The organism is Bradyrhizobium sp. URHC0002, from assembly GCF_054059515.1.
The window spans coordinates 5,366,348-5,386,967 of record NZ_JBSSCF010000001.1 but is presented as its reverse complement, the minus strand read 5'-3'; the positions used below and the strand labels follow the sequence as shown (position 1 = coordinate 5,386,967).

Below are 20,620 nucleotides of genomic sequence, written 5' to 3'. Positions count from 1 at the left end.
CTTGTCCCGCGCAGCCGACTTCCGGCGCGCCTGCGCCGGAAGATTTTGACCGCAGCGGTTACTTCTTGCCGCTGGCGGCTGCGACCTCGGCTGCGAAATCGGATTCCTGCTTTTCGATTCCCTCGCCGAGAGCATAGCGCACAAATCCGGCGATCTTCACAGGCGCACCGATCTTGCCTTCGGCTTCCTTCACCGCCTGGGCGACCGACTTGCCCTTTTCGTCGTGGATGAACGCCTGCTCCAGCAGGCAGACTTCCTTGTAATAGGTCTTCAGGCCGGATTCGACGATCTTCTCGATCACGTTCTCCGGCTTGCCCTGCTGGCGATACTTGTCGGCCAGCACGTCCTTTTCGCGCGTCACGATCGCCGGATCGAGACCGCTCGGATCCAGCGCCTGCGGATTGGTCGCGGCCACGTGCATGGCCAACTGACGGCCAAGCTGCGCGAGCTCATCGGCCTTTCCAGTGGATTCAAGGGCCACCAGCACACCCATCTTGCCGGCGCCGTCGATCACGGCGCCATGGACGTAGCTCGACACCACGCCCTGGCCGACTTCGAGCGAAGTCGCACGGCGCAGCGACATGTTCTCGCCGATGGTCGCGATCGCGTCCGAAATCGCGGTCTCGACCGTCACGCTGCCGACCTTGGCCGCCTTGATCGTCTCGACGTCGGCGCCGTTGTGCAGCGCGACCTGCGCGATCATCTTGACGAGCCCCTGGAACTGCTCGTTGCGCGCAACGAAATCGGTCTCCGAGTTGACTTCGACCACGACGCCCTTGGCGCCCGAGGTCAGCGCGCCGATCAGACCTTCCGCCGCGACGCGGCCGGCCTTCTTGGCGGCCTTCGACAGGCCCTTCTTGCGCAGCCAATCCTGCGCGGCCGTCATGTCGCCGTCGGTTTCGGTGAGGGCTGCCTTGCAGTCCATCATGCCTGCGCCGGTCGATTCGCGCAGTTCCTTGACCATCGCCGCAGTGATCGTTGCCATCGTCGAATATCCTTCTTGCCTGTTAGCCACAGCCGTAGCGCGCGCTTCGCGCCATGCCGCCGTCAGCTCCAGGGAATGCTCAGCCTTGAGGAACAGAGCCGGTGGCCGGAGAACCGGCCACGCGGCGTTACCAATTATTCCGCTTCCGCGATCAGCGTCTTGGCCTGCGCGACCCAGGCATCGGCCCGGCTCGGAAGACCAACCTCTTCACCGATCTTGTGCGCGGTGTCGTGATCGAGTTCGGCGAGCTGCCAGTAGTGGAAGATGCCGAGGTCGTTGAACTTCTTCTCGATCGCACCCGACACGCCGGTGAGCTTCTTGAGGTTGTCGGCGGTACCGCGCGGACCGGCCAGACCCTGGAAGCCGGTCGGCTGGGGCGCTGCAGGAATTTCCTCGCGGGCCGGCTGGGCAGAGGCACCGATGTCGATGCCATGATCGCCCTGGGCGCGCGAGATGCCGTCGATGGCGGCGCGGGCCACCAGGTCGCAATACAGCGAAATGGCGCGGCCGGCGTCGTCATTGCCCGGCACCACAAAGGTGATGCCCTTGGGGTCGGAATTGGTATCGACGATCGCGGCAACGGGAATGTTGAGCCGCTGCGCTTCCTGGATCGCGATGTCTTCCTTGTTGGTGTCGATCACGAAGATCATGTCGGGAAGCCCGCCCATGTCCTTGATGCCGCCGAGCGAACGGTCGAGCTTGTCGCGCTCGCGCTGCAGCGTCAGCCGCTCCTTCTTGGTGTAGGAGGATGCCTCGCCGGACGACAGCACTTCATCGAGATGACGCAGGCGCTTGATCGAGCCCGAGATCGTCTTCCAGTTGGTCAGCGTGCCGCCGAGCCAGCGCGAATTGACGAAATACTGCGCGGACCGCTTGGCGGCCTCGGCAACGCCGTCCTGCGCCTGGCGCTTGGTGCCGACGAACAGGATGCGGCCGCCCTTGGCGACGGTGTCACTGACCGCCTTCAGCGCGGTGTGCAGCAACGGCACGGTCTGGGCGAGATCGATGATGTGGATGTTGTTGCGGGCACCGAAAATGAACTCCGCCATTTTCGGATTCCAGCGGTGCGATTGGTGGCCAAAGTGCACGCCAGCTTCAAGCAACTGACGCATAGAAAAATCGGGTAGCGACATAGTGATGATTCTCCGGTTGGTTCCTCCGGAAACGTGTGAGCAAACGAGCCTTATGGCCCGGCTGCCACCGGACGGCCTTTTGAGCCATGTTTCCGTGTGAGATGGCGCGCTGTATAGCCGGATTCCAGCCAGAAGCAAGGAAATAAGGCCTGATTTTCAGCCTGCCGGCCCTGCGATTTAGGGGCCGCCGCCGGCCAGATCCCCGCGGATCTGGCCGTTAACAATCAGCATCGCGCGCCCGGCGGGCACTTCCTGGCCGCCGCCGGCGGAGCCGCACGCGGCGGTGGCGCAGCCATCCGGGGCGGCGGTGCCGCCATGCGCTGTGGCGGCGGTGCGGCCATACGCGGGGGTGGAGCGGCCATCCTTGGTGGCGGCGACGGCGCGGCCATTCTCGGCGGTGGCGGAGCGGCCATCCGCGGCGGTGGTGCCGGAGCGACGCGCGCTGCCGGCGGTGGTGGGGGCCTTGCCGCGTGCACCGCCGACGGTGGCGGGGCTCGCCGCAGTTCAGGCTGCGATTGAGGTCTCGGAGCAATCGCAGCAGCGGGCTTTGGCGGTGGGGCGGCGCTGGGTGGCGGGGCTGCGACCCTCGCCGGGCCGGAGACGCCCGGTCTCGGCTGGCCAACCGGCGCTGCGGGAGCAGTCGCCCCGACGGCGGGCCTGGAACCGGGAGCCGCGCCGGGAGCGGTCGGAGCCGCTGATCCCGGAGGTGCCGCGCCAGGCCTCGCGTTCGGATTGACGGCGCCTGGCGATACCGCAGCGCTCGGAGCGGGTGGTGCGCCCCTGGCACCCGGGATCGGCAGGGCGTTGGTCCTCGGCAAAGGCTGGGTCGACGGCAGTGCGCCCGGCGCATTGGCCGGCAACGTCCCGTTCGGCCTACCGGTCTGCCCCGCGCCGGGCAAGCCAGCCCTCGCGGCAGGATTGATCGCGGCGCTCGGCGGCACCGGCGCTTTGCCCTGCTGGATCAGCGTGGCCCTTTGCGCCACCGCGGGCGGCAGTGTCGGCGTGGCGCCACCCTGCCCCGGTGCAACCGGGGAGCCGGGGCGTCCGCCGGCCTTGGCACCACCAATTCCGCCCACGGGGCCAGCCGGCTGTGGCGGCCTGTTGATCACGTTGTTGATGACAGCCCTGTTGTGGATGTTGGCAAAGATGATGTTGTTCGGCGGCGGCGCCACGTAGCGCGGGGCCCTCACGTAGATCGGTATCGGCACGAAGATCGGCTGCGGCAGGATGAACAGCCCGATCGGCGCCGGCGGCGGCTCCAATATCACGAAATCATCCGGCGGCGGCGGCAGGTAGTAGACCGGCGCCGGCGGCGGCGCGACAAAATCGAATTCGGGATCGCCGAAGGCCAGCACCGGCCGATCGACATAAATGAACTCTTCCGGCGGCGGCGGCGGCACGTCGTAGTCGATGACGTCAAATGCGGCCGGCGGCTCCAGCGGCGCGGTGAGAATGGCGAGCCGGCGGCGCGCGTCGCCAGCATGAGGCCCGCGCGGGTAGCGTTGCAGATACGACCAATAGGCGTTCGGGGTGTCGGCGCGGAAGGTGCGGCGCCAGGTGATCGCTTCGCGCCGCGCCGCCGCGATCGCCCTCACCCGCTTTGCCATGGGATCGTCGGGATAGGCGGCGAGAAAATCCTCGTAGGCCGGGAGCGTGTCGCGCTCCAGCACCGCAGCGTAGGCGTCCTGTACACCGAGATCGCGGACCGGCTTGCTGCGGATGGCGGCGACCTGATCCGGCGGCGGAGCTGCGGGTGCATCCGGTCCGCGCTCGAAGAACGTGAAGGCCGCATCGACCTTCTGGCTGTCCCAGGGCACCTGTGCGCCCTTGCTCGCCTCGTTGACGCGAAGCCGTACGCGGTTGAAAACCTCCGGCAACGGCAACCCGCCGGTCCGGATCATCTCGGCCAGCGACTGGGCGTAGACGCCGTACGGTCCCTGCTCGGCCGGCGCGACCGTTCCGGGCGCCGCGTTGAACGCGATCAACATGTGCGGGTCCGCCTCGACCAGAGCGAGACCGCTTGCGATCTGTCCGTTGACGAAAGGCTGTTGCCGCGCCGCGTCCAGCACGACGATGCCGGCCTTCAGCGGCAGCGAGGCGAGCTGACGGATGTAGTCGCCGGTCCGCAGCGCCTCGATCGGCACATCGGTATCGCGGTTGATCGTGGAATCGACCGGCACGAAGTAGTTGTCGCCGCCCAATTGCAGCCCGTAGCCGGCCAGATACACCATCGCGACCGTGTCCGGCCCAGCGGCTTCGGCCTTGTTGATGAAGTCACGAAAACTCTTGCGCAGCGTATCGCCGTCGAGATCGCGGGCGCCGATCACATCGAAACCGGCTGCCTGCAAGGTCTGCGCGATCAGGCCGGCGTCATTGGCCGCGGTCGCCAGCGGCGATTTCGCATAGGCGCCATTGCCGACCACCAGCGCGATGCGCTTCTCCGGCTGCTGCGCGGCGGCAGTGTTCAAATGTCCCGCCAGTCCAGATATCGCGACCAGACACGCCGAGAGGATCGACAAACTTCTTGCTACCCACATGGAATTCCACCCTGTCGCCGCCCCGCGCTGCCTACGGCGCGCGTTAACGCTGCATAGGACGCGTGCTAAAATGAACGTTTCTTGAATAATTGCGCTCTCAGCAAGGCATAGCGCCTCGCCCCGCGCGGTTCCGGCACCGAAATTCGCATTGTCGCGGCCTTTCGGCGGGCGTATCCTCAATCCTATCGTGTTCGCCCGCATCGTGAGGCGACTGCGCGAGATCCTCCCGATGTGCGAATTGGCCATGCAATGGAGGAAATCGCCATGACCGTTTCCCCGACGCTGCAGAAATATCTGGATCAGGGCGTCACCTATGACCTGATCCCTCATGCCCCTACCATGTCATCGACGCGCACAGCCGAGGCTTGCCACGTACCTGGCGAGGCGCTGGCCAAGGCCGTCGTGCTGCGCCGCGACGGCGGCTACATGATGGCCGTTCTTCCGGCCTCCCGTCACCTGCATCTGTCGGCCCTGAAAAGTCAGCTCGGCCACACGGTCGACCTGGCGAGCGAAGACGAAATCGCGCGACTGTTCGAGGACTGCGACCGCGGCGCCGTACCGCCGCTCGGCGAGTGTTACGGGCTGGACGTCATCGTGGACAACAGCATCGATGCGCGGCAGCCCATCTACCTGGAAAGCGGCGATCACGCCACGCTGATCCGCATGGAGGGCGAGCAATTCGCGCGGCTGACGGCGAAGGCCTGGCGCGGCCACTTCAGCACGCACGATTGAGGCCGCTCGATCCGCCGGCTGTGCCGGCGCGGCCGAGCGACTTCAAGCAGGAGGCCTCGCGCCTGTTCGTGGTCGAACGGGCGCGAGCCGTTCAAGATGCTTCGATCGCAACAGGCCGCCGCTTCAGTGATGGGCCGCAACGCTCTTCACGTAGCCGGACACCAGATCGCCTGACGTAGAATGACTGACGTCGCCCAGGCTGATCATGCCGACCATGCGTTTGCTCTTGTTGATCACCGGCAACCTGCGGACTTTCAGCGTCTCCATGTGATGTATCGCTTTCGCAAGATCGTCGTCCTCGCGGCAGCAATGGATGCCCTCGGTCATTACGTCGCGCGCCTTGGCGCGGCTGGCATCGAAACCGTTGCCGGCGAGCCCCTTGCAGACGATGTCGCGGTCGGTCACCATCCCGACCAGTTTGTCGTCCTCCCCGATCGGAATGCAGCCGATATCGTGCGCGCGCATCAGCTTTGCGATTTCGGTAATCGGCGTGTCGGGGCTGACCCAGTCGACGCCCTTGTGCATCGCGTCTTTGACTTTCATGGCGGATCTCCGTTGCTGCGATTTCAGGTGGTATTCACGTGATGCAGAACAGTTCCCCCTCGGTGCGACTATACGCCGGATCGGGTAGATCGGCATCGCAAAAAAGCAACGCCAACTTCTTGAAACTGGTGATCGCATCGTTGCGCGCGGGTTGAAGCAACCCGCGCGCAACTCTGTTCCAAGCCAGAAGACGTCAGAAGAAACCAAGCTTCTTCGGGCTGTAGCTGACCAGGAGGTTCTTGGTCTGCTGGTAGTGATCCAGCATCATCTTGTGGGTCTCCCGGCCGACGCCCGATTGCTTGTAACCACCGAACGCGGCGTGCGCCGGATAGGCATGGTAGCAATTGGTCCAGACGCGTCCCGCCTGAATCGCGCGGCCGAAGCGGTAGAGCCGGCTCGCATCCCGGCTCCAGATACCGGCGCCGAGACCGTAGAGCGTGTCGTTGGCGATCGCGAGCGCCTCTTCATCATCCTTGAAGGTGGTGACCGAAACGATCGGTCCGAAGATCTCCTCCTGGAAGACCCGCATCTTGTTGTTGCCCTTGAACACCGTCGGCTTGACATAGAAGCCACCGGAAAGGTCGCCCGGCAGTAGATTGCGCGTTCCGCCCGTCAGCACCTGCGCACCTTCCTCGCGGCCGATGTCGATATAGGACAGGATCTTCTGCATCTGCTCGGACGACGCCTGCGCGCCGATCATGGTGGCCGGATCGAGCGGATCGCCCTGGACGATCGCCTCGACGCGCTTCAAGGCCCGTTCCATGAAGCGGTCGAAGATCGATTCATGAATCAGCGCGCGGCTCGGACAGGTGCAGACCTCGCCCTGGTTGAACGCAAACATGACGAAGCCCTCGATAGCCTTGTCGAAGAAATCGTCGTCCTCGGCGACGACGTCCTTGAAGAAGATGTTGGGCGACTTGCCGCCGAGTTCGAGCGTTACCGGAATGAGGTTCTGGCTTGCATACTGCATGATCAGCCGGCCCGTCGACGTCTCGCCGGTGAAAGCGATCTTGGATATGCGCGGCGAGGACGCCAGAGGCTTTCCGGCTTCGAGGCCGAAGCCGTTGACGATGTTGAGTACGCCCGGCGGCAACAGGTCGCCGATCAGGCCTGCCCACACCATAATCGCGGCCGGGGTCTGTTCGGCCGGCTTCAGCACGACGCAGTTTCCGGCGGCCAGCGCCGGCGCCAGCTTCCAGCACGCCATCAGCAGCGGAAAATTCCACGGAATGATCTGGCCTACGACGCCGAGCGGCTCGTGGAAATGATAGGCGACGGTGTCGTGGTCGATTTCGGAAAGCCCGCCTTCCTGGGCGCGGATGGCACCGGCGAAGTAGCGGAAATGGTCGATGGCGAGCGGCACGTCGGCAGCAGTGGTCTCGCGGATCGGCTTGCCGTTGTCCCAGGTTTCGGCCAGCGCGAGCAGGTCGAGGTTTTCCTCCATGCGGTCGGCGATGCGGTTCAGGATCAACGCGCGCTCGGCGACGCTGCTGCGGCCCCAGGCTTCCTTGGCGGCGTGCGCGGCGTCGAGCGCGTCTTCGATATCCTGGGCATCGGAGCGCGCGATCTCGCAAAGCAGTTGGCCGTTCACCGGCGAGTGATTATCGAAATATTTGCCCGAGCGCGGCTCGGACCATTTTCCGTTGATGTAGTTCCCGTATCGCCTTTCGAACGGGGCCTTCGCAGTTCGTGAAAATTCGACCTTGTTCATGGCTTTTCCTCGCTATGGCGTCGCTGGATGCGGCGCTCGCGGAAAACCATGGCGAAGGCAGGCTTGGCTGTCTGCCCGTCGAATCCGGATCGCGGGCGCGTGTGTCGCAGAACTGCGACAGTGGACCGGACAAAGCGTCAGTGTGCGCGATTTAGATCGAGGCGCCGCAGCTTTCGGTGCAGCGTCGCACGGCTGATCCCGAGCGCCTCGGCGGCGGCCGACACGTTGCCGTCGCTGCGCGCCAGCGCCCGCTGCACCGCCGCCCGCTCGGCCTGGTCGAGATCCCGCGCCGGACTGGACACGCCGCCGAGCAGGTCGGCTGCCGGCAACGGCTTCTTCAGAAAATCCCGCGTCACGCCGAGCGCCAGCCGCGCCGACCGCGTCGCGCCGATGACAAGGTCGTCGGCATCGACCGCGATCAACCCACCGCCGCCGCGATTGATATCGGGCGCAAACAGAAAGCGGGCGTTCGGAAACGCCAGTCGGAAATTCTCCGTCTCGATCCGGCGGGCGGCATCGCCGACGGCGACCGCAATGAGATTGACGAAACCTTCCGTAAGATCGGCGCGGCAGGAGGATACGTCGAGCGCCGCGGCCAGCCTGCCCTCGTGATCGTAGATCGGCGCCGACGTGCAGCTCAAAAGCGTGTTGCGCGCATAGAAATGCTGGTCGCGATGGACGGTGAGCGCGCGTTGCTCGGCCAGACACGTTCCGATTCCGTTGGTGCCCTCGCACTCCTCGCTCCAGACCGTCGCGGTCCACAGGCCCCACGCCTTGAACGTGTCGTCGTCAGACGTTGCGCCGCGCCGGTCGACCGGCACGCCGTTGCGGTCGGCCAGCAGCACGCAGCAGCCGACGCCGCCGACCGCGAGAAACAGCCGGTCGAGGTTGGATTGCGCGGCCCGGACCAGCGGCTCGATTTGCTGCCGCGCCAATTCGAATTCGGCCTGGCTCAACCGGCGCGGCAGGTTACATTCGGCGGGGTCGAGGCGATGAAAATTGGATGACCGGCGCCACGACGCCACCACGGCGGATGTTGCGGCCGAGCCACGCGCGACCGTCGCCTGCACCTGATCGGCATGGTGTTTGGTGGTCTGCGCCACACTCAATCCTCCCGCGTAGGTCAAAATATTCGGCCCGGACGGTTGGCGAATTGATCTCGATCAAGCGCGCGCGATCTTGACCCGTTCCCGCCCTCGAGCCGGCATTTAGCCGGTTATGCCCGATGATGCTGACACGTTTTGGCAGCATGCCCTGATAGACTTTAGTCGGTTTGGTAACGGGGCGGATTAATGTCGCGCGCGCAGCGCTTACTCGATCTCATTCAACTTTTACGTGGCTATCGGCATCCGGTCAGCGGCGCGGTGCTGGCGGAGGCGCTCGGGATTTCGCTGCGCACGCTCTACCGCGACATCGAAACGCTCAACGCGCAGGGTGCGCAGATCGATGGCGAGCCTGGTGTCGGCTACGTGTTGCGTCCGGGCTTCATGCTGCCGCCGCTGATGTTCTCGGAAGAGGAAATCGAGGCGATCGTGCTCGGCTCGCGCTGGGTGGCGGACCGCACCGACGCGGTTTTGAGTGGCGCCGCACGCAGCGCATTGGCCAAGATATCCGCTGTGCTTCCGCATGACCTGAAAGACAGTCTCGATACGTCGGGCCTTCTGATCGGGCCGGGAAAAGCGATCGCCGCAGGTGATGTTGAACTGCCGGTCATTCGCTCGGCGATCCGGACCGAGCGCAAGTTGCGGATCGGCTATCTCGACGGCAATGGAGGCAGCTCCAAGCGCACGATCTGGCCTTTCGCGCTCGGCTTTTTCGACCGCGTGCGCATCGTCGTGGCGTGGTGCGAGCTCCGCGAAGGCTTTCGGCATTTCCGCACCGACCGCATCGGCAAGGTGCTGGTCCTCGACAAGCGTTATCCGCGGCGGCGACAGGCGCTGTTGAAGGAATGGCGCGCCAGCGAAGGAATTGCCGAAAGATAGAAATTCTTGTTTTGACGCGTTTTCTTCACGCGAACCGGTAGCCACTTCGCTGGAAAACGCTATGGGATTTCACTACTGACAGTTTTTGGCAGGGTCATGCCCTAGGCTGAACTCATGCCGGACGCCGCAAGCGGCTTCGGCAGCGATGTTCAACCAGGAATCTTCCAGATGCCAAATTTCAGTTTCGTTCTGCTCTATGTCGAGAACCCGCCGGCCAGCGCCGGCTTTTATGCAGACCTGTTCGGCCGTCCCATTCTCGATAGCTCGCCGACCTTTGCGATGCTGCCGCTCTCGGAGGGCGTGATGCTGGGACTGTGGTCGCGCAAGACCGTGGAGCCCGCGGCCACCGCGCAGGCAGGGGCCTCCGAGGTCGCTTTCACGGTCGAAAATGCCGCCGCGGTCGAGGCGACCTTCGCCGACTGGAAGAAGCGCGGGCTGAGCATTCTCCAGGAGCCGGTGCAGATGGATTTCGGTACGACCTTCGTCGCGACCGATCCCGATGGCCATCGCCTGCGCGTGTTCGTTCCGGCGGCGACATGAGCAGGAACTGGGTGGCGGTGGCTTCCGCCGAACATGTTCGCATCGGCCGCAGCCAAGGCTTCATGCAGGTCTGTCACGGCAAGGCCGCGCCGCTCCGGCGCGTCCAGCCCGGCGACCGCGTCGTCTACTACTCGCCGACCGGTGCCTTCCGCGGCCAGGACGGATTGCAGTCGTTTACGGCGATCGGTGTCGTGGATGACGGCGCGCCGTATCAGGCGGAGATGGGCGGCGGCTTCTCGCCGTTCCGTCGTGACGTCAGCTGGTGCGCGGCCCGAGAAGCGCCGATCAAGCCCCTCGTCGGCCGGCTCGAGTTCACGACGGCCAAACGCAACTGGGGCTTTCAGCTCCGCTTCGGACTGTTCGAAATCTCCGAGCACGACATGAAGATGATAGCGGCAGCGATGGCCGCGCCGCCGGCGTGGCGGCCGGGTGATTTCGGCCCGGACGCTATTCCGCCAGTTGAAGCTCCGCGAGCGTCGTTCTCGCCGTCGGCTCGTCCAGCGGAATGAGGTCGGCCGGCCCTGTATTGTCGCTGCCGGAGGTTACGACAGACGCAACCACGGCGCCGGCCAAGCCCGCAACCATGGTCGTGCCGGTTACCGCGTCATGCCTCGCGCTGGACTTGACCAGAAAGAAATAGGTGCGGCCGGGCGCGGTGCTGAAATCGCGCTTGGTCTCGCCGGGAAACATCACTTCGGTCGCAGTGAGCTGGTGTGGACCTGCGGCGAGGTCGGCATAGGCGTAGGTTCCTACCATCACCTTGCCGATCGGACTGCCGTCCAGCTTCACGTCGCAGGCGCAAAGGGACATGGATAGGCCGTCGCGCTTTGGCTGTAGCACCACCACCCGGGACTGCCCTGGTTTCGGCGGGCCGATCTTTTGCGATATCGCCGCATAGTCTGTTCCGACTTTGGCGGTCATACACCCCGACAGCAACAACGCACCCGACAGCAACGCAATTCCACGCCCCAACATAACGCCCCCAAAACTAGTCCCCTGAAAGGGCATAGCCGGGAACTCGGTGAGGTTGCAATAGCATTTATGTTGTCGCGGCTTGTGAAGCCGGGATGGAATTGAAGCGGCCCAGGAAACCTCGAGGGATACGGATGACGGCGATTGTTGCCGCTTCTTCCCTAACGTGACCACGCTCAACCCTGGACCGAGCGCGGTGGCGCGCACCGCGCTCCGTCCAGCCGGGTCAACTCAACAGTTCGACCTTGCCGGTTGCAAGCCGGTAGATGCCGCCGACCACTTTGACCTTGTTCTGCTCGACGGCGGCGTTGAGGATCGGCGCGGCCGATTTCAGCTTGGCGACGTTATCGATCACGTTCTGCCGAATAGCGTTGTCGAGCGCATTTCCGCTCTGCTGTGCCGACGCCTTCACCGCGGGTGCAATCGCAGCCACCAGAGACGGAATGTGTCCCGGCGGCGGCTTGTCGTCCTTCAGGGATTTGATCGTCGCGTCGACGGCACCGCAACTGTCGTGACCAAGGACGAGGATCATCGGCGTGCCAAGCACGGCGACAGCATATTCCATGCTTGCAACCGTATCGTCGTTGGCGAAATTGCCGGCAACGCGGCAGACGAACAGGTCGCCCCGCCCGCTATCGAAGGCATATTCGGGCGCGATGCGCGAATCCGCGCAGCTCAGGATGGCCGCGTAGGGGTTCTGACCTCCGGCCAAGGCTTCCCTTTCATGCTTGAAGTCGTGGCGCCGCGCCGTGCCGTCAACATAGCGCGCGTTTCCTTCCATCAATTTCTTGAGGGCGGCATCCGGCGACAATACGTTCTGCGGCTTGGGAGGAGCCTTCGTATCCTTCGTATCCTTGGCGCTAGCCGTATCGGCGAGCATCAGCCCGCCAAGTGCCGAGGCCGCGAACAGAACCAGGGAACGCCGCGAGGGCGCCGTCGAATGAAGCTGACCTAATGAACATTTTTCGCACATTGCAATTTTCCTTGCCTTTGCGGCTTGCAGCGTCCAAGTCGCCGACTCATGATTTATATCACTTGTGGTTGTACGGTGGAACTTCGCGGAATCAGGATGGATAATTTTTGGTTTCTGACTTGCTTCTCAAGCTGCCGCGAAGATGCAACGATTCAGTACACTAGTAGAAGTTGCAAAGGCGGATTGGCCGCATGATCGCGAAGATGTTGGCATGCGCCATGTCCTGACGTTGGTTACAGCGTCTGCACGTCCACCACGCCGGCCACCGCCTTGATCGCGCCTGCGATCTGCGGCGAGACCTTGAAGCGCCCCGGCAGCTTCATCTCCACCTCGGTCTGCAGGTCGAGCATGATGACGAGCGAGACGTCGCCATCGGCGCCGCCCGATGGCGCGGGCGCGGGCTTTGCCGGCTGGCCCTTCGTCAACCCGTTCGGAGCGGCGGCTTCGGGCATGTTGAGCCGCCGCGCGATCGAATCCAGCGGCTTGGTGTCGCGAACGAAAATCCGCAGGCCCTTTTGCGTCTTTGCAGCGGCGTCATCCAGCGGCTCGGCGTGCAGCACCCGCGCGCGCACATCCTCGCCCTGCAACTCGGCGCCGAGCTGCAGCAACACGGCAGCCCCCGGCTCCAGCACGTCGCGATATTGCGCAAGCCCTTCCGAAAACAGCACCGCCTCGAAATGGCCGGTCGGGTCCGACAGCCCCATGATGCCCATCTTGTTGCCGGTCTTGGTGCGCCGCTCCATCCGCGACACAACCGTGGCCGCGACCTTGCCCGCGGTCGCGCCCGTTTTGACGGCGCGCGAGAATTCCGCCCAGGTCTGCACGCGCAGCCGCTTCAACACCGTGGCGTAATCGTCGAGCGGATGGCCGGACAGGAAGAAGCCGACGGCATCGTATTCACGGCGGAGTTTTTCGGCCGGCAGCCAAGGCTCGATCTGCGGCAGCATGATGGTCGGCGCATCGGCAGCGTTGCCGAACATGTCGTTCTGACCGATCGTTGCGGCCTGATGGCCGCGCTGGCAGGCGGCGAGAATGGCATCGGCGCCGGCGAACACGCGGGCGCGGTTGGATTCGAGCGTGTCGAACGCGCCGGCGGCAGCCAGGCTTTCGATCACCCGCTTGTTGATGGCGCGCGGGTTGACCCGTGCCGCGAAGTCGGCGAGCGAGGTGAAGACGCCCTTGCGCCGCTCTTCGACGATCAACTCCACCGCCTGGGGACCGACACCTTTCAGCGCGGCCAACGCATAGTAGATGGTGTTCTCGCCAACCTCGAAGGTGGCGCCCGAGCGATTGATGTTGGGCGCCTCGACCTTGATGCCGAGCCGCTGCGCCTCGGCGCGAAATTCCGACAGCTTGTCGGTGTTGTTGAGTTCGAGCGTCATCGACGCCGCCAGGAACTCCACCGGGTAATGCGCCTTCATGTAGGCGGTGTGATAGGACACCAGCGCGTAAGCCGCGGCGTGGCTCTTGTTGAAGCCGTAGTCGGCGAATTTGGCGAGCAGTTCGAATATCGTGTCGGCCTGCCCCTTCGGCACGCCGTTCTTGACCGCGCCGGCGACGAAGACCGCGCGCTGCTTTTCCATCTCGGCGCGGATCTTCTTGCCCATCGCGCGGCGCAACAGGTCGGCGTCGCCGAGCGAATAGCCGGCCATGACCTGCGCGATCTGCATCACCTGTTCCTGATAGATGATGACGCCGAACGTCTCCTTCAGGATCGGCTCCAGGATCGGATGCAGATATTCCGGCTCCTCGTCGCCGTGCTTGCGCGCGCAATAGGTCGGGATGTTGGCCATCGGACCCGGGCGATACAGCGCCACCAGCGCAATGATGTCCTCGAAACGGTCGGGCCGCATGTCGATCAGCGCGCGCCGCATGCCCTGGCTTTCGACCTGGAACACGCCGACCACATCGCCGCGCGCCAGCATCTGGTAACTCTGGGCATCGTCGATCGGCAGCGTCGGCAGATCGACCTGGATGTTGCGCTGCCTGAGCAGTTTTACCGCGACGTCGAGCACGGTCAGCGTCTTCAGGCCGAGGAAGTCGAACTTCACGAGCCCCGCCGGCTCGACCCACTTCATGTTGAACTGGGTCACCGGCATGTCGGATTTGGGATCGCGGTAGAGCGGCACCAGTTCGCTCAACGGCCGGTCGCCGATCACGATGCCGGCGGCGTGCGTCGAGGCGTGGCGCGTCAGCCCTTCGAGACGCTGGGCGATGTCGAAGGCGCGCGCGACCACCGGGTCCTCGTCGCGGAATGCCTGCAGCTTCGGTTCGCTTTCGATCGCCTGCGCCAGCGTCACGGGTGCTGCGGGATTTTGCGGCACCAGTTTTGTCAGTTTATCGACCTGGCCGTAGGGCATCTGCAGCACGCGGCCGACGTCGCGCAGCACGCCGCGCGCCTGCAGCGTTCCGAAGGTGATGATCTGCGCCACCTGATCGCGGCCGTAGCGCTCTTGCACGTAGTCGATCACCTCGCCGCGGCGATCCTGGCAGAAGTCGATGTCGAAGTCCGGCATCGACACGCGCTCGGGATTGAGGAAGCGCTCGAACAGCAGGCCGAAGCGGATCGGATCGAGATCGGTGATGGTCAGCGAATAGGCGACCAGCGAACCGGCGCCGGAGCCACGGCCGGGACCGACCGGAATGTCGTGGGCCTTGGCCCATTTGATGAAATCCGAGACGATTAGGAAGTAGCCCGCATAGTTCATGCGGTTGATCACGTCGATCTCGAAGGCGAGACGCTTCTGGTATTCCTCCTCCGTGGTGCCGGGCGACAGGCCGTGAACCTGCAGCCGCCTTGCGAGCCCCTCCCCGGCCTGGCGCTTCAGCTCGGCCGCCTCCTCGGCTTCCGCGTCCGAACCTGAGCCGGCGCCGACCGTGAAACGCGGCAGGATCGGCTTTCGCGTCTTCGGCCGAAACGAGCAGCGCTCCGCGATCTCGACCGTGGAGGCCAGCGCTTCCGGAATATCGGCAAACAGCACCGCCATCTCGGCGCGGGTCTTGAAGCGGTGATCGGGCGTGAGCTGCTCGCGATCGGTCTCGGCGATCAGCTTGCCACCGGCGATGCACAGCAGCGCGTCGTGGGCCTCATAATCGTCATTCGCTGCGAAATATGGCTCGTTGGTCGCGACCAGCGGCAATCCCTTGGCATAGGCGAGATCGATCAGGCCGGATTCGGCGCGGCGCTCCTTGTCGATGCCGTGGCGCTGCAATTCGACATAGAGGCGATCGCCGAACAGGTTCGCCAGCCGGTCGCAACGGGCCGCCGCAAGGGCTGCGTGATCGGCATGCAGCGCCAGCGAGATCGGGCCGTCGGGGCCGCCGGTCAGCGCGATCAAATCCTCGGCATCGTCTTCCAGCCATTCCAGCTTGATATGCGGGGATTGATGCACCGGCGTTTCCAGGAACGCCCGCGAGTTCAACCGCATCAGGCTGCGGTAGCCGCGCTCCCGCGCCGCCAGCAATACGATTCGCGACGGCGCCGAGGCCAGCGCATTGCGCGCGTTCGGGTCCTGGTCGCCGAAATCGACGGCGAGTTCGCAGCCGACGATCGGCTGGATGCCATAGCCCGCCATCTTGTCGGAGAATTCCAGCGCCCCGAACATGTTGTCGGTGTCGGTCAGCGCCAGGGCGGGCTGGCGATCGGCCTTCGCCAGTTCGCCGAGCTTGGCGATCTTGATCGAGCCCTTCAGCAGCGAATACGCCGAATGAACGTGGAGATGAACGAATCCGGCACTGGACATGGTCGCTTAACGGGCTCTTGCATCATGGTGGGGAGCGATCATCGGCCACTGATGCGCGCCGACTCGCCACCGCAATGGTGATGCCTTGGCCTTGCCGAGTCCACGCGGAACGCAGCTTCCGCGCCCGCCATCCGGCTTTTCCCCAGCCCGTCCGCTGGAGGGCCTGGATCAGGTTTCCGCACCACCTCAAAGCTGCGGAATCACCTGCGCCCAGACCGCAATCATCGCGACAAACAGCGTAATCGACGCCAGCGCCGCCGCTTCTTCCACGAACATCCGCAACATCGTCCGACTCCCTACGATATGAGAACATATGAGGAACATTGTTCCTTTTTTGTTCTAGGAGTCAAGGGCAGGTAGCGGGTCAGTTTGAAGAATGACCGCTGTGGTTAATTCTCGACCGGCCTCACGGCCTAGCGGCGGACCTCACGGCGCGACGAAATGAAGGACAAAAGCCGCCACGACGCATGTGCCAACGGCAATGACTGCGCCTCGCCGCCTATCCGGAATAACGCCAAGGGTGAGAACCACCAGCGCAGCCAGCAGGACAATTTTGATAAAGGCTTCCATCACCGGAATATGCGCCCGGCGTCGTCCGCTTTCCAGCCCCTTGGCCACCGGCCGCCGCAACAAAAAAAGCCCCGGGACAACCGCCCCGGGGCTTCTCTGTTTCGCTGGTTAGCTGCGAATCAGTACTTCGCGATGACCGGGCCGCCGAAGCGGTAGTTCACGCGGGCGGTGATGAGATCAGCGTCCTGCTTGATGTCGTCGTTGCGGACGTTGATGGCTCCGACCACGCTGCGGAAGTTGTAGTTCTCGGTGCCCATGAACAGGTGGTTATACTCGACGCCGAACGACCAGTTCGGAGCGAAGGCGTATTCCACACCGGCGCCAACCGAGGCGCCCCAGCGGGTCTGCTCGGTACGATCGAGCGCGACACCGGCGAACACGCCTTCGTAGCGGTTGTCGGTCACCGCAGCACCGCCCTTGACGTAGAACAGGACGTTGTTGGCGGCATAGCCGACCTGGCCGGTGAACAAGCCGAACGCGTCGATCTTGGAGCGGTTGACGGCGGGCGCCGCGAGGAGGCTCACGTTCGAACCCGTGAAATCGGCCCAGTTGCCCTGCGCTTCGAGACCGAACACCCAGTTGCCGGCCTGCCAGCGGTAGCCGACCTGACCACCGATCGTGCCGCCGTCTGCGTCGTGGCAGCCTTCGGCAGCCGGCGCAAACGGAACGCCGCCAACCGCGGTGTTGGTCCAGCAGTTGCGGCTCGTGCCCCAGCCGCCGTTGGCGCCGATGTAGAATCCGCTCCAGTCATACACCGCAGCGATCATCGGGGGCGCCTTGGTGTAAGGACGCGCAGCGAGATCCGCGGCAACAGCCGGCGCAGCCGCGCCGAGCGCGATCAGACTGGCCGTAACAAGCATAACCTTCTTCATTCTTTTTATTCCCGTTCCGTTAGACAGCCCCCAAGGCCGTGACATGCTCATAGCATCGTTCGTTCGATTTGCTGTGACCTCACGGCAACAACGCACATCAAACGGCCGCAGTATGAACGTAAGTTAATGTTGTGCCGCAGGCGTTTTTCGAAACTTTGCATTGGAACCCGCCGCAAAAGCTTCACATTCAGTTCAGCGACGGTATTGCAAGGTGGAATGGCTTGACGGACGTGCGCGGGTGCGGCTTCTGTCGATGAAACTGGAACCGGCAAAGCGCGGATGCAGGATGAGGAGATTCGAAATGCGTAAAGCGATTCTGGCCGTGCTGGCCGCGGGTGGATTGGCCGCACTCGGCGCCGCGCCCGCCGAAGCGGTTGGCACCCGATATCCATTCTGCCTTCAGGGAGACGAATATCCGGCGCTGAGCCACTGCACATTCGCCAGTTACGAGCAGTGCCAGGCGACCGCTTCGGGACGCTTTCTCTATTGCATCGCCAATCCCTATTATGTCGGCGAGAGCGAGCCGCCGTCCGCGTATCGCTCGCGCGGCCGCGCGCTGCCGCCCGCGCCCGGCACCGGCAGGTACTGAGCGCCCACCCAAGGCTCATTGCACCGCCAGCGCACGTTGAGGATCATTCAACGCGCGAACGTGATTTGACGCGGACGCAGGTGGATCTTCTGATTAGCGACTGAAGATTGGTGGCCGAAGATTCCGGGCTACCGGCGGAGGATGCATGCGTAGGGCATGGCTGGCGCTGATGGCGGCCGGTGCAGTGTCGGCAGCGGTTGCGATGCCGGCTGCGGCGCGCGAGTTTCCCTACTGCATCAAGGGCTGCGATTTCGGCGCCGGTGTCGGCGATTGCAGCTTTTCGTCGCTTGGGCAGTGTCAGGCAAGCGCCTTCGGGCGAGCTGCGAGTTGCGCTGCGAATCCCTATTTCAACGCCAAGGCGGACACGCAGACCGATCGCAGCCGCCAACACGGAAGGAGATTCTGATGCGCGTTGTGGCTTTGGCAATTTTGGCAATCGGAGCGGCCTCGGCAGCGGCACCGGCGCAAGCACAGACTTACGATCCCCGTTATCCGGTTTGCCTGCATGTTTATGGCCGGGGGGCCAGCTATTACGAATGTAGTTATACGTCGCTGCCTCAATGCAACGCGTCGGCGTCGGGCCGCTCGGCGCAATGCGTGATCAATCCCTATTTCGCGCATGCATCTCAAGACACCTCGGCACGCCGCTACAACCACTACGGCAGCGGCTATTGAGCGGAGATCACGCCGCTACTCCATTTCGACGACCTGACCGTCGACCAGCGACACCCGCCGGTCCATCCGGCCGGCCAGTTCCATGTTGTGGGTGGCGATCAGCATCGCGACCTGCGTGGCCTTCACCAGTTGCATCAGCGCCTTGAACACGTGATCGGCGGTGTGCGGGTCGAGGTTTCCGGTCGGCTCGTCCGCCAATAGCGCCCGCGGCGCATTGGCGACCGCGCGCGCGATGGCGACGCGCTGCTGCTCGCCCCCGGATAGCTCGGCCGGCCGGTGCGTGATGCGGTCGCCGAGACCGAGATAGGAGAGGATTTCCTCCGAGCGCTTGATGGTCTCGGACCGTTTGAGCCCGCGGATCATCTGCGGCAGCATCACGTTTTCGAGCGCGGTGAATTCCGGCAGCAGCCGGTGCGATTGATAGACGAAGCCGATGTCGGAGCGCCGGATCTGGGTGCGGTCGATATCAGACAATTGCGAGGTCGGCGTGCCCGCGACATAGACCTCGCCGTCATCGGGACTCTCGAGCAGCCCTGCGATATGCAGCAATGTCGACTTGCCCGAACCCGACGGCGCCACCAGTGCCACCGACTGTCCCGCCCACAGCGCGAGCTTGGCGCCGTTGAGAATGGTCAGCGTCGCCTCGCCTTGCCTGTACTCGCGTTTTATCTCGTGGAGATAGATAACCGGTACGTCTTCCGCCTCCTCGGCCATCTCGTCCTCACTCGTACCGTAGCGCGTCGACGGGATCGAGCCGCGCGGCGCGCCAGGACGGATAGAGGGTCGCCAGGAACGACAGCGTCAGCGCCATGATCACGACCGCGGTGGTCTCGCCGAAATCGACCTCGGCCGGCAGCCGGGAGAGGAAGTAGAGTTCCGGCGAGAACAATTCGGTGTTGGTCATCCATGACAGGAATTGCCGGATCGATTCGATATTCAGGCAGATCAGCATGCCGACAAAGAAGCCGGTCAGCGTGCCGACCACGCCGATCGCCGCGCCCGTGATCAGGAATATCCGCATGATCGAGCCCTGCGAGGCGCCCATGGTGCGCAGGATGGCGATGTCCTGCCCCTTGTCCTTGACCAGCATGATCAGGCCGGAGACGATGTTGAGCGCGGCAACCAGCACGATCATCGTCAGGATCAAAAACATCACATTGCGCTCGACCTGAAGCGCGTTGAAGAAGGTCGAGTTGCGCTGCCGCCAGTCGACCAGGAACACCGGCCGCCCGGCCGCCTCCGTCACGGCCTTGCGGAACGCGTCGATTCGATCGGGGTTGGTGGTGAATACCTCGATCGCGGTCACGTCGTCCTTGCGGTTGAAATAGGCCTGCGACTCCGGCAGCGGCATGAACACGAAGCTGGCGTCATATTCGGACATGCCGATCTCGAACACGGCCGCCACCTTGTAAGGTTTGATGCGCGGCGTGGTTCCCATCGGGGTCACCGCGCCCTTCGGCGCAACCAGCGTGATGGTGTCGCCGGCGTGCAGCGACAATTGATCGGCGAGACGGCGTCCGATGATGACGCCCTGCCCTTCGTCAAAACCTTCCATCGTGCCTTGTTTGATGTTCTTGGCGATCGAGGTGAGATTATTCAGGTCCGCAGACCGCATGCCGCGCACCAGCACGCCGGCGGCGTTGAAGGCGGAAGACGCCAGCGCCTGACCGTCCACGACGGGTGCTGCAAGACGGATGCCGTCGACCTGGCTGATGCGCTCGGCGACGTCCTTCCAGTCGGTCAGCGGCGATTCCAGCGGCTGCACCAGCAAATGCCCGTTCAGCCCGAGGATCTTGTCCAGGAGTTCCTTGCGAAAACCGTTCATGACGGCCATCACGATGATCAGCGTGGCGACGCCGAGCATGATGCCGAGGAAGGAAAAGCCGGCAATAACCGAAATGAAACCTTCCTTGCGACGCGCCCGCAGGTAACGTCCGGACAACAGCCATTCGAATGGCGCAAAAGGCGGGGTTCGTGCTGTCTCGTTCATGGTCTCATGCATTACTCGATAATCCCATGATTCGGACCAAATGTGGCCTTATTGGCCCACATTGCAACCGCGG

20 protein-coding genes are annotated in these 20,620 nt (G+C 64.0%); 7 read left to right on the top strand and 13 right to left on the bottom strand.

All coding sequences use genetic code 11. The features are described 5' to 3' along the window. Positions 1-58: 58 nt before the first annotated feature. From tsf to ACVWVY_RS26260, 3 genes are all read right to left on the bottom strand, one after another. Positions 59-985: a translation elongation factor Ts gene (tsf, locus tag ACVWVY_RS26270; protein WP_456629083.1), complete on the bottom strand. Its 927-nt coding sequence runs from the start codon at positions 983-985 to the stop codon at positions 59-61. Positions 986-1,119: 134 nt separating this feature from the next. Further along, entirely contained in the window at positions 1,120-2,118 is a 999-nt protein-coding gene (locus ACVWVY_RS26265) for a 30S ribosomal protein S2 (protein WP_456629082.1), read from the bottom strand. Between the two features lie 224 nt (positions 2,119-2,342). Then, entirely contained in the window at positions 2,343-4,655 is a 2,313-nt protein-coding gene (locus tag ACVWVY_RS26260; protein WP_456629081.1) for a caspase family protein, read from the bottom strand. 264 nt (positions 4,656-4,919) lie between these two features. On the opposite strand from ACVWVY_RS26260, the gene ACVWVY_RS26255 reads away from it, so the two are divergent. After that, positions 4,920-5,387, top strand: coding sequence for an aminoacyl-tRNA deacylase (locus tag ACVWVY_RS26255; protein ID WP_456629080.1), 468 nt, complete (start codon positions 4,920-4,922; stop codon positions 5,385-5,387). A gap of 123 nt (positions 5,388-5,510) precedes the next feature. Here the strand turns inward: ACVWVY_RS26255 and ACVWVY_RS26250 are convergent, their stop codons facing one another. The 3 genes from ACVWVY_RS26250 to ACVWVY_RS26240 form a co-directional block, all read right to left on the bottom strand. After that, on the bottom strand, positions 5,511-5,930 hold the full coding sequence (locus ACVWVY_RS26250) for a CBS domain-containing protein (protein WP_456629079.1): 420 nt from the start codon (positions 5,928-5,930) through the stop codon (positions 5,511-5,513). 193 nt (positions 5,931-6,123) lie between these two features. After that, positions 6,124-7,641 carry an aldehyde dehydrogenase gene (gene adh, locus ACVWVY_RS26245; RefSeq protein WP_456629078.1) on the bottom strand — a complete coding sequence of 506 codons (1,518 nt, stop codon included), beginning with the start codon at positions 7,639-7,641 and terminating at the stop codon, positions 6,124-6,126. 137 nt (positions 7,642-7,778) lie between these two features. Then, on the bottom strand, positions 7,779-8,744 hold the full coding sequence (locus ACVWVY_RS26240; RefSeq protein ID WP_456629077.1) for a helix-turn-helix domain-containing protein: 966 nt from the start codon (positions 8,742-8,744) through the stop codon (positions 7,779-7,781). Positions 8,745-8,933: 189 nt separating this feature from the next. Here ACVWVY_RS26240 and ACVWVY_RS26235 point away from each other — a divergent pair, with 189 nt between their 5' ends. From ACVWVY_RS26235 to ACVWVY_RS26225, 3 genes are all read left to right on the top strand, one after another. Next, a complete protein-coding gene (locus ACVWVY_RS26235; RefSeq protein ID WP_456629076.1) occupies positions 8,934-9,623 on the top strand; it encodes a helix-turn-helix transcriptional regulator in 690 nt (229 codons plus the stop codon). A 168-nt stretch (positions 9,624-9,791) separates the two neighbouring features. After that, complete coding sequence (locus tag ACVWVY_RS26230; protein ID WP_456629075.1) at positions 9,792-10,163, top strand: VOC family protein; 372 nt, start codon at positions 9,792-9,794, stop codon at positions 10,161-10,163. Then, positions 10,160-10,672: an EVE domain-containing protein gene (locus tag ACVWVY_RS26225; RefSeq protein ID WP_456629074.1), complete on the top strand. Its 513-nt coding sequence runs from the start codon at positions 10,160-10,162 to the stop codon at positions 10,670-10,672. The genes ACVWVY_RS26230 and ACVWVY_RS26225 overlap by 4 nt, the downstream gene beginning before the upstream one ends. Here the strand turns inward: ACVWVY_RS26225 and ACVWVY_RS26220 are convergent. The 5 genes from ACVWVY_RS26220 to ACVWVY_RS26200 all read right to left on the bottom strand — a co-directional run bounded on the left by ACVWVY_RS26220 (position 10,611) and on the right by ACVWVY_RS26200 (position 17,293). Beyond that, the gene (locus ACVWVY_RS26220; RefSeq protein ID WP_456629073.1) at positions 10,611-11,084 is read right to left on the bottom strand and encodes a DUF2846 domain-containing protein; all 474 of its coding nucleotides are present in this window, start codon (positions 11,082-11,084) and stop codon (positions 10,611-10,613) included. The genes ACVWVY_RS26225 and ACVWVY_RS26220 overlap by 62 nt on opposite strands. A 277-nt stretch (positions 11,085-11,361) precedes the next feature. Further along, positions 11,362-12,108: a carbonic anhydrase gene (locus ACVWVY_RS26215; protein ID WP_456629072.1), complete on the bottom strand. Its 747-nt coding sequence runs from the start codon at positions 12,106-12,108 to the stop codon at positions 11,362-11,364. 233 nt (positions 12,109-12,341) lie between these two features. After that, entirely contained in the window at positions 12,342-15,851 is a 3,510-nt protein-coding gene (gene dnaE / locus ACVWVY_RS26210; RefSeq protein WP_456629071.1) for a DNA polymerase III subunit alpha, read from the bottom strand. 426 nt (positions 15,852-16,277) lie between these two features. Beyond that, positions 16,278-16,469, bottom strand: a complete 192-nt coding sequence (locus ACVWVY_RS26205) for a hypothetical protein (RefSeq protein WP_456629070.1) — start codon at positions 16,467-16,469, stop codon at positions 16,278-16,280. A 71-nt stretch (positions 16,470-16,540) separates the two neighbouring features. Next, positions 16,541-17,293 carry an outer membrane protein gene (locus tag ACVWVY_RS26200; RefSeq protein ID WP_456629069.1) on the bottom strand — a complete coding sequence of 251 codons (753 nt, stop codon included), beginning with the start codon at positions 17,291-17,293 and terminating at the stop codon, positions 16,541-16,543. A gap of 301 nt (positions 17,294-17,594) precedes the next feature. Here ACVWVY_RS26200 and ACVWVY_RS26195 point away from each other — a divergent pair, with 301 nt between their 5' ends. The 3 genes from ACVWVY_RS26195 to ACVWVY_RS26185 all read left to right on the top strand — a co-directional run bounded on the left by ACVWVY_RS26195 (position 17,595) and on the right by ACVWVY_RS26185 (position 18,557). After that, a complete protein-coding gene (locus ACVWVY_RS26195) occupies positions 17,595-17,882 on the top strand; it encodes a DUF3551 domain-containing protein (RefSeq protein ID WP_456629068.1) in 288 nt (95 codons plus the stop codon). A 145-nt stretch (positions 17,883-18,027) separates the two neighbouring features. Then, complete coding sequence (locus tag ACVWVY_RS26190; RefSeq protein WP_456629067.1) at positions 18,028-18,288, top strand: DUF3551 domain-containing protein; 261 nt, start codon at positions 18,028-18,030, stop codon at positions 18,286-18,288. Next, entirely contained in the window at positions 18,288-18,557 is a 270-nt protein-coding gene (locus ACVWVY_RS26185) for a DUF3551 domain-containing protein (RefSeq protein ID WP_456629066.1), read from the top strand. Before ACVWVY_RS26190 ends, ACVWVY_RS26185 begins: the two co-directional genes overlap by 1 nt. 15 nt (positions 18,558-18,572) lie before the next feature. On the opposite strand, the gene ACVWVY_RS26180 is transcribed toward ACVWVY_RS26185, so the two are convergent. Together ACVWVY_RS26180 and ACVWVY_RS26175 are read right to left on the bottom strand one after the other, a co-directional pair. Next, on the bottom strand, positions 18,573-19,271 hold the full coding sequence (locus tag ACVWVY_RS26180) for an ABC transporter ATP-binding protein (protein ID WP_456629065.1): 699 nt from the start codon (positions 19,269-19,271) through the stop codon (positions 18,573-18,575). Between the two features lie 7 nt (positions 19,272-19,278). Beyond that, positions 19,279-20,559: a lipoprotein-releasing ABC transporter permease subunit gene (locus ACVWVY_RS26175; RefSeq protein ID WP_456629064.1), complete on the bottom strand. Its 1,281-nt coding sequence runs from the start codon at positions 20,557-20,559 to the stop codon at positions 19,279-19,281. Positions 20,560-20,620: the final 61 nt, after the last annotated feature.

Excerpts from the sequence above, each read along its gene's own strand:
- tsf (WP_456629083.1), bottom strand. The coding sequence starts at position 985 with ATGGCAACGATCACTGCGGCGATGGTCAAGGAACTGCGCGAATCGACC.
- ACVWVY_RS26265 (WP_456629082.1), bottom strand. The coding sequence starts at position 2,118 with ATGTCGCTACCCGATTTTTCTATGCGTCAGTTGCTTGAAGCTGGCGTG.
- ACVWVY_RS26260 (WP_456629081.1), bottom strand. The coding sequence starts at position 4,655 with ATGTGGGTAGCAAGAAGTTTGTCGATCCTCTCGGCGTGTCTGGTCGCG.
- ACVWVY_RS26255 (WP_456629080.1), top strand. The coding sequence starts at position 4,920 with ATGACCGTTTCCCCGACGCTGCAGAAATATCTGGATCAGGGCGTCACC.
- ACVWVY_RS26250 (WP_456629079.1), bottom strand. The coding sequence starts at position 5,930 with ATGAAAGTCAAAGACGCGATGCACAAGGGCGTCGACTGGGTCAGCCCC.
- adh (WP_456629078.1), bottom strand. The coding sequence starts at position 7,641 with ATGAACAAGGTCGAATTTTCACGAACTGCGAAGGCCCCGTTCGAAAGG.
- ACVWVY_RS26235 (WP_456629076.1), top strand. The coding sequence starts at position 8,934 with ATGTCGCGCGCGCAGCGCTTACTCGATCTCATTCAACTTTTACGTGGC.
- ACVWVY_RS26230 (WP_456629075.1), top strand. The coding sequence starts at position 9,792 with ATGCCAAATTTCAGTTTCGTTCTGCTCTATGTCGAGAACCCGCCGGCC.
- ACVWVY_RS26225 (WP_456629074.1), top strand. The coding sequence starts at position 10,160 with ATGAGCAGGAACTGGGTGGCGGTGGCTTCCGCCGAACATGTTCGCATC.
- ACVWVY_RS26220 (WP_456629073.1), bottom strand. The coding sequence starts at position 11,084 with ATGACCGCCAAAGTCGGAACAGACTATGCGGCGATATCGCAAAAGATC.
- ACVWVY_RS26215 (WP_456629072.1), bottom strand. The coding sequence starts at position 12,108 with ATGTGCGAAAAATGTTCATTAGGTCAGCTTCATTCGACGGCGCCCTCG.
- dnaE (WP_456629071.1), bottom strand. The coding sequence starts at position 15,851 with ATGTCCAGTGCCGGATTCGTTCATCTCCACGTTCATTCGGCGTATTCG.
- ACVWVY_RS26200 (WP_456629069.1), bottom strand. The coding sequence starts at position 17,293 with ATGAAGAAGGTTATGCTTGTTACGGCCAGTCTGATCGCGCTCGGCGCG.
- ACVWVY_RS26195 (WP_456629068.1), top strand. The coding sequence starts at position 17,595 with ATGCGTAAAGCGATTCTGGCCGTGCTGGCCGCGGGTGGATTGGCCGCA.
- ACVWVY_RS26190 (WP_456629067.1), top strand. The coding sequence starts at position 18,028 with ATGCGTAGGGCATGGCTGGCGCTGATGGCGGCCGGTGCAGTGTCGGCA.
- ACVWVY_RS26185 (WP_456629066.1), top strand. The coding sequence starts at position 18,288 with ATGCGCGTTGTGGCTTTGGCAATTTTGGCAATCGGAGCGGCCTCGGCA.
- ACVWVY_RS26180 (WP_456629065.1), bottom strand. The coding sequence starts at position 19,271 with ATGGCCGAGGAGGCGGAAGACGTACCGGTTATCTATCTCCACGAGATA.
- ACVWVY_RS26175 (WP_456629064.1), bottom strand. The coding sequence starts at position 20,559 with ATGCATGAGACCATGAACGAGACAGCACGAACCCCGCCTTTTGCGCCA.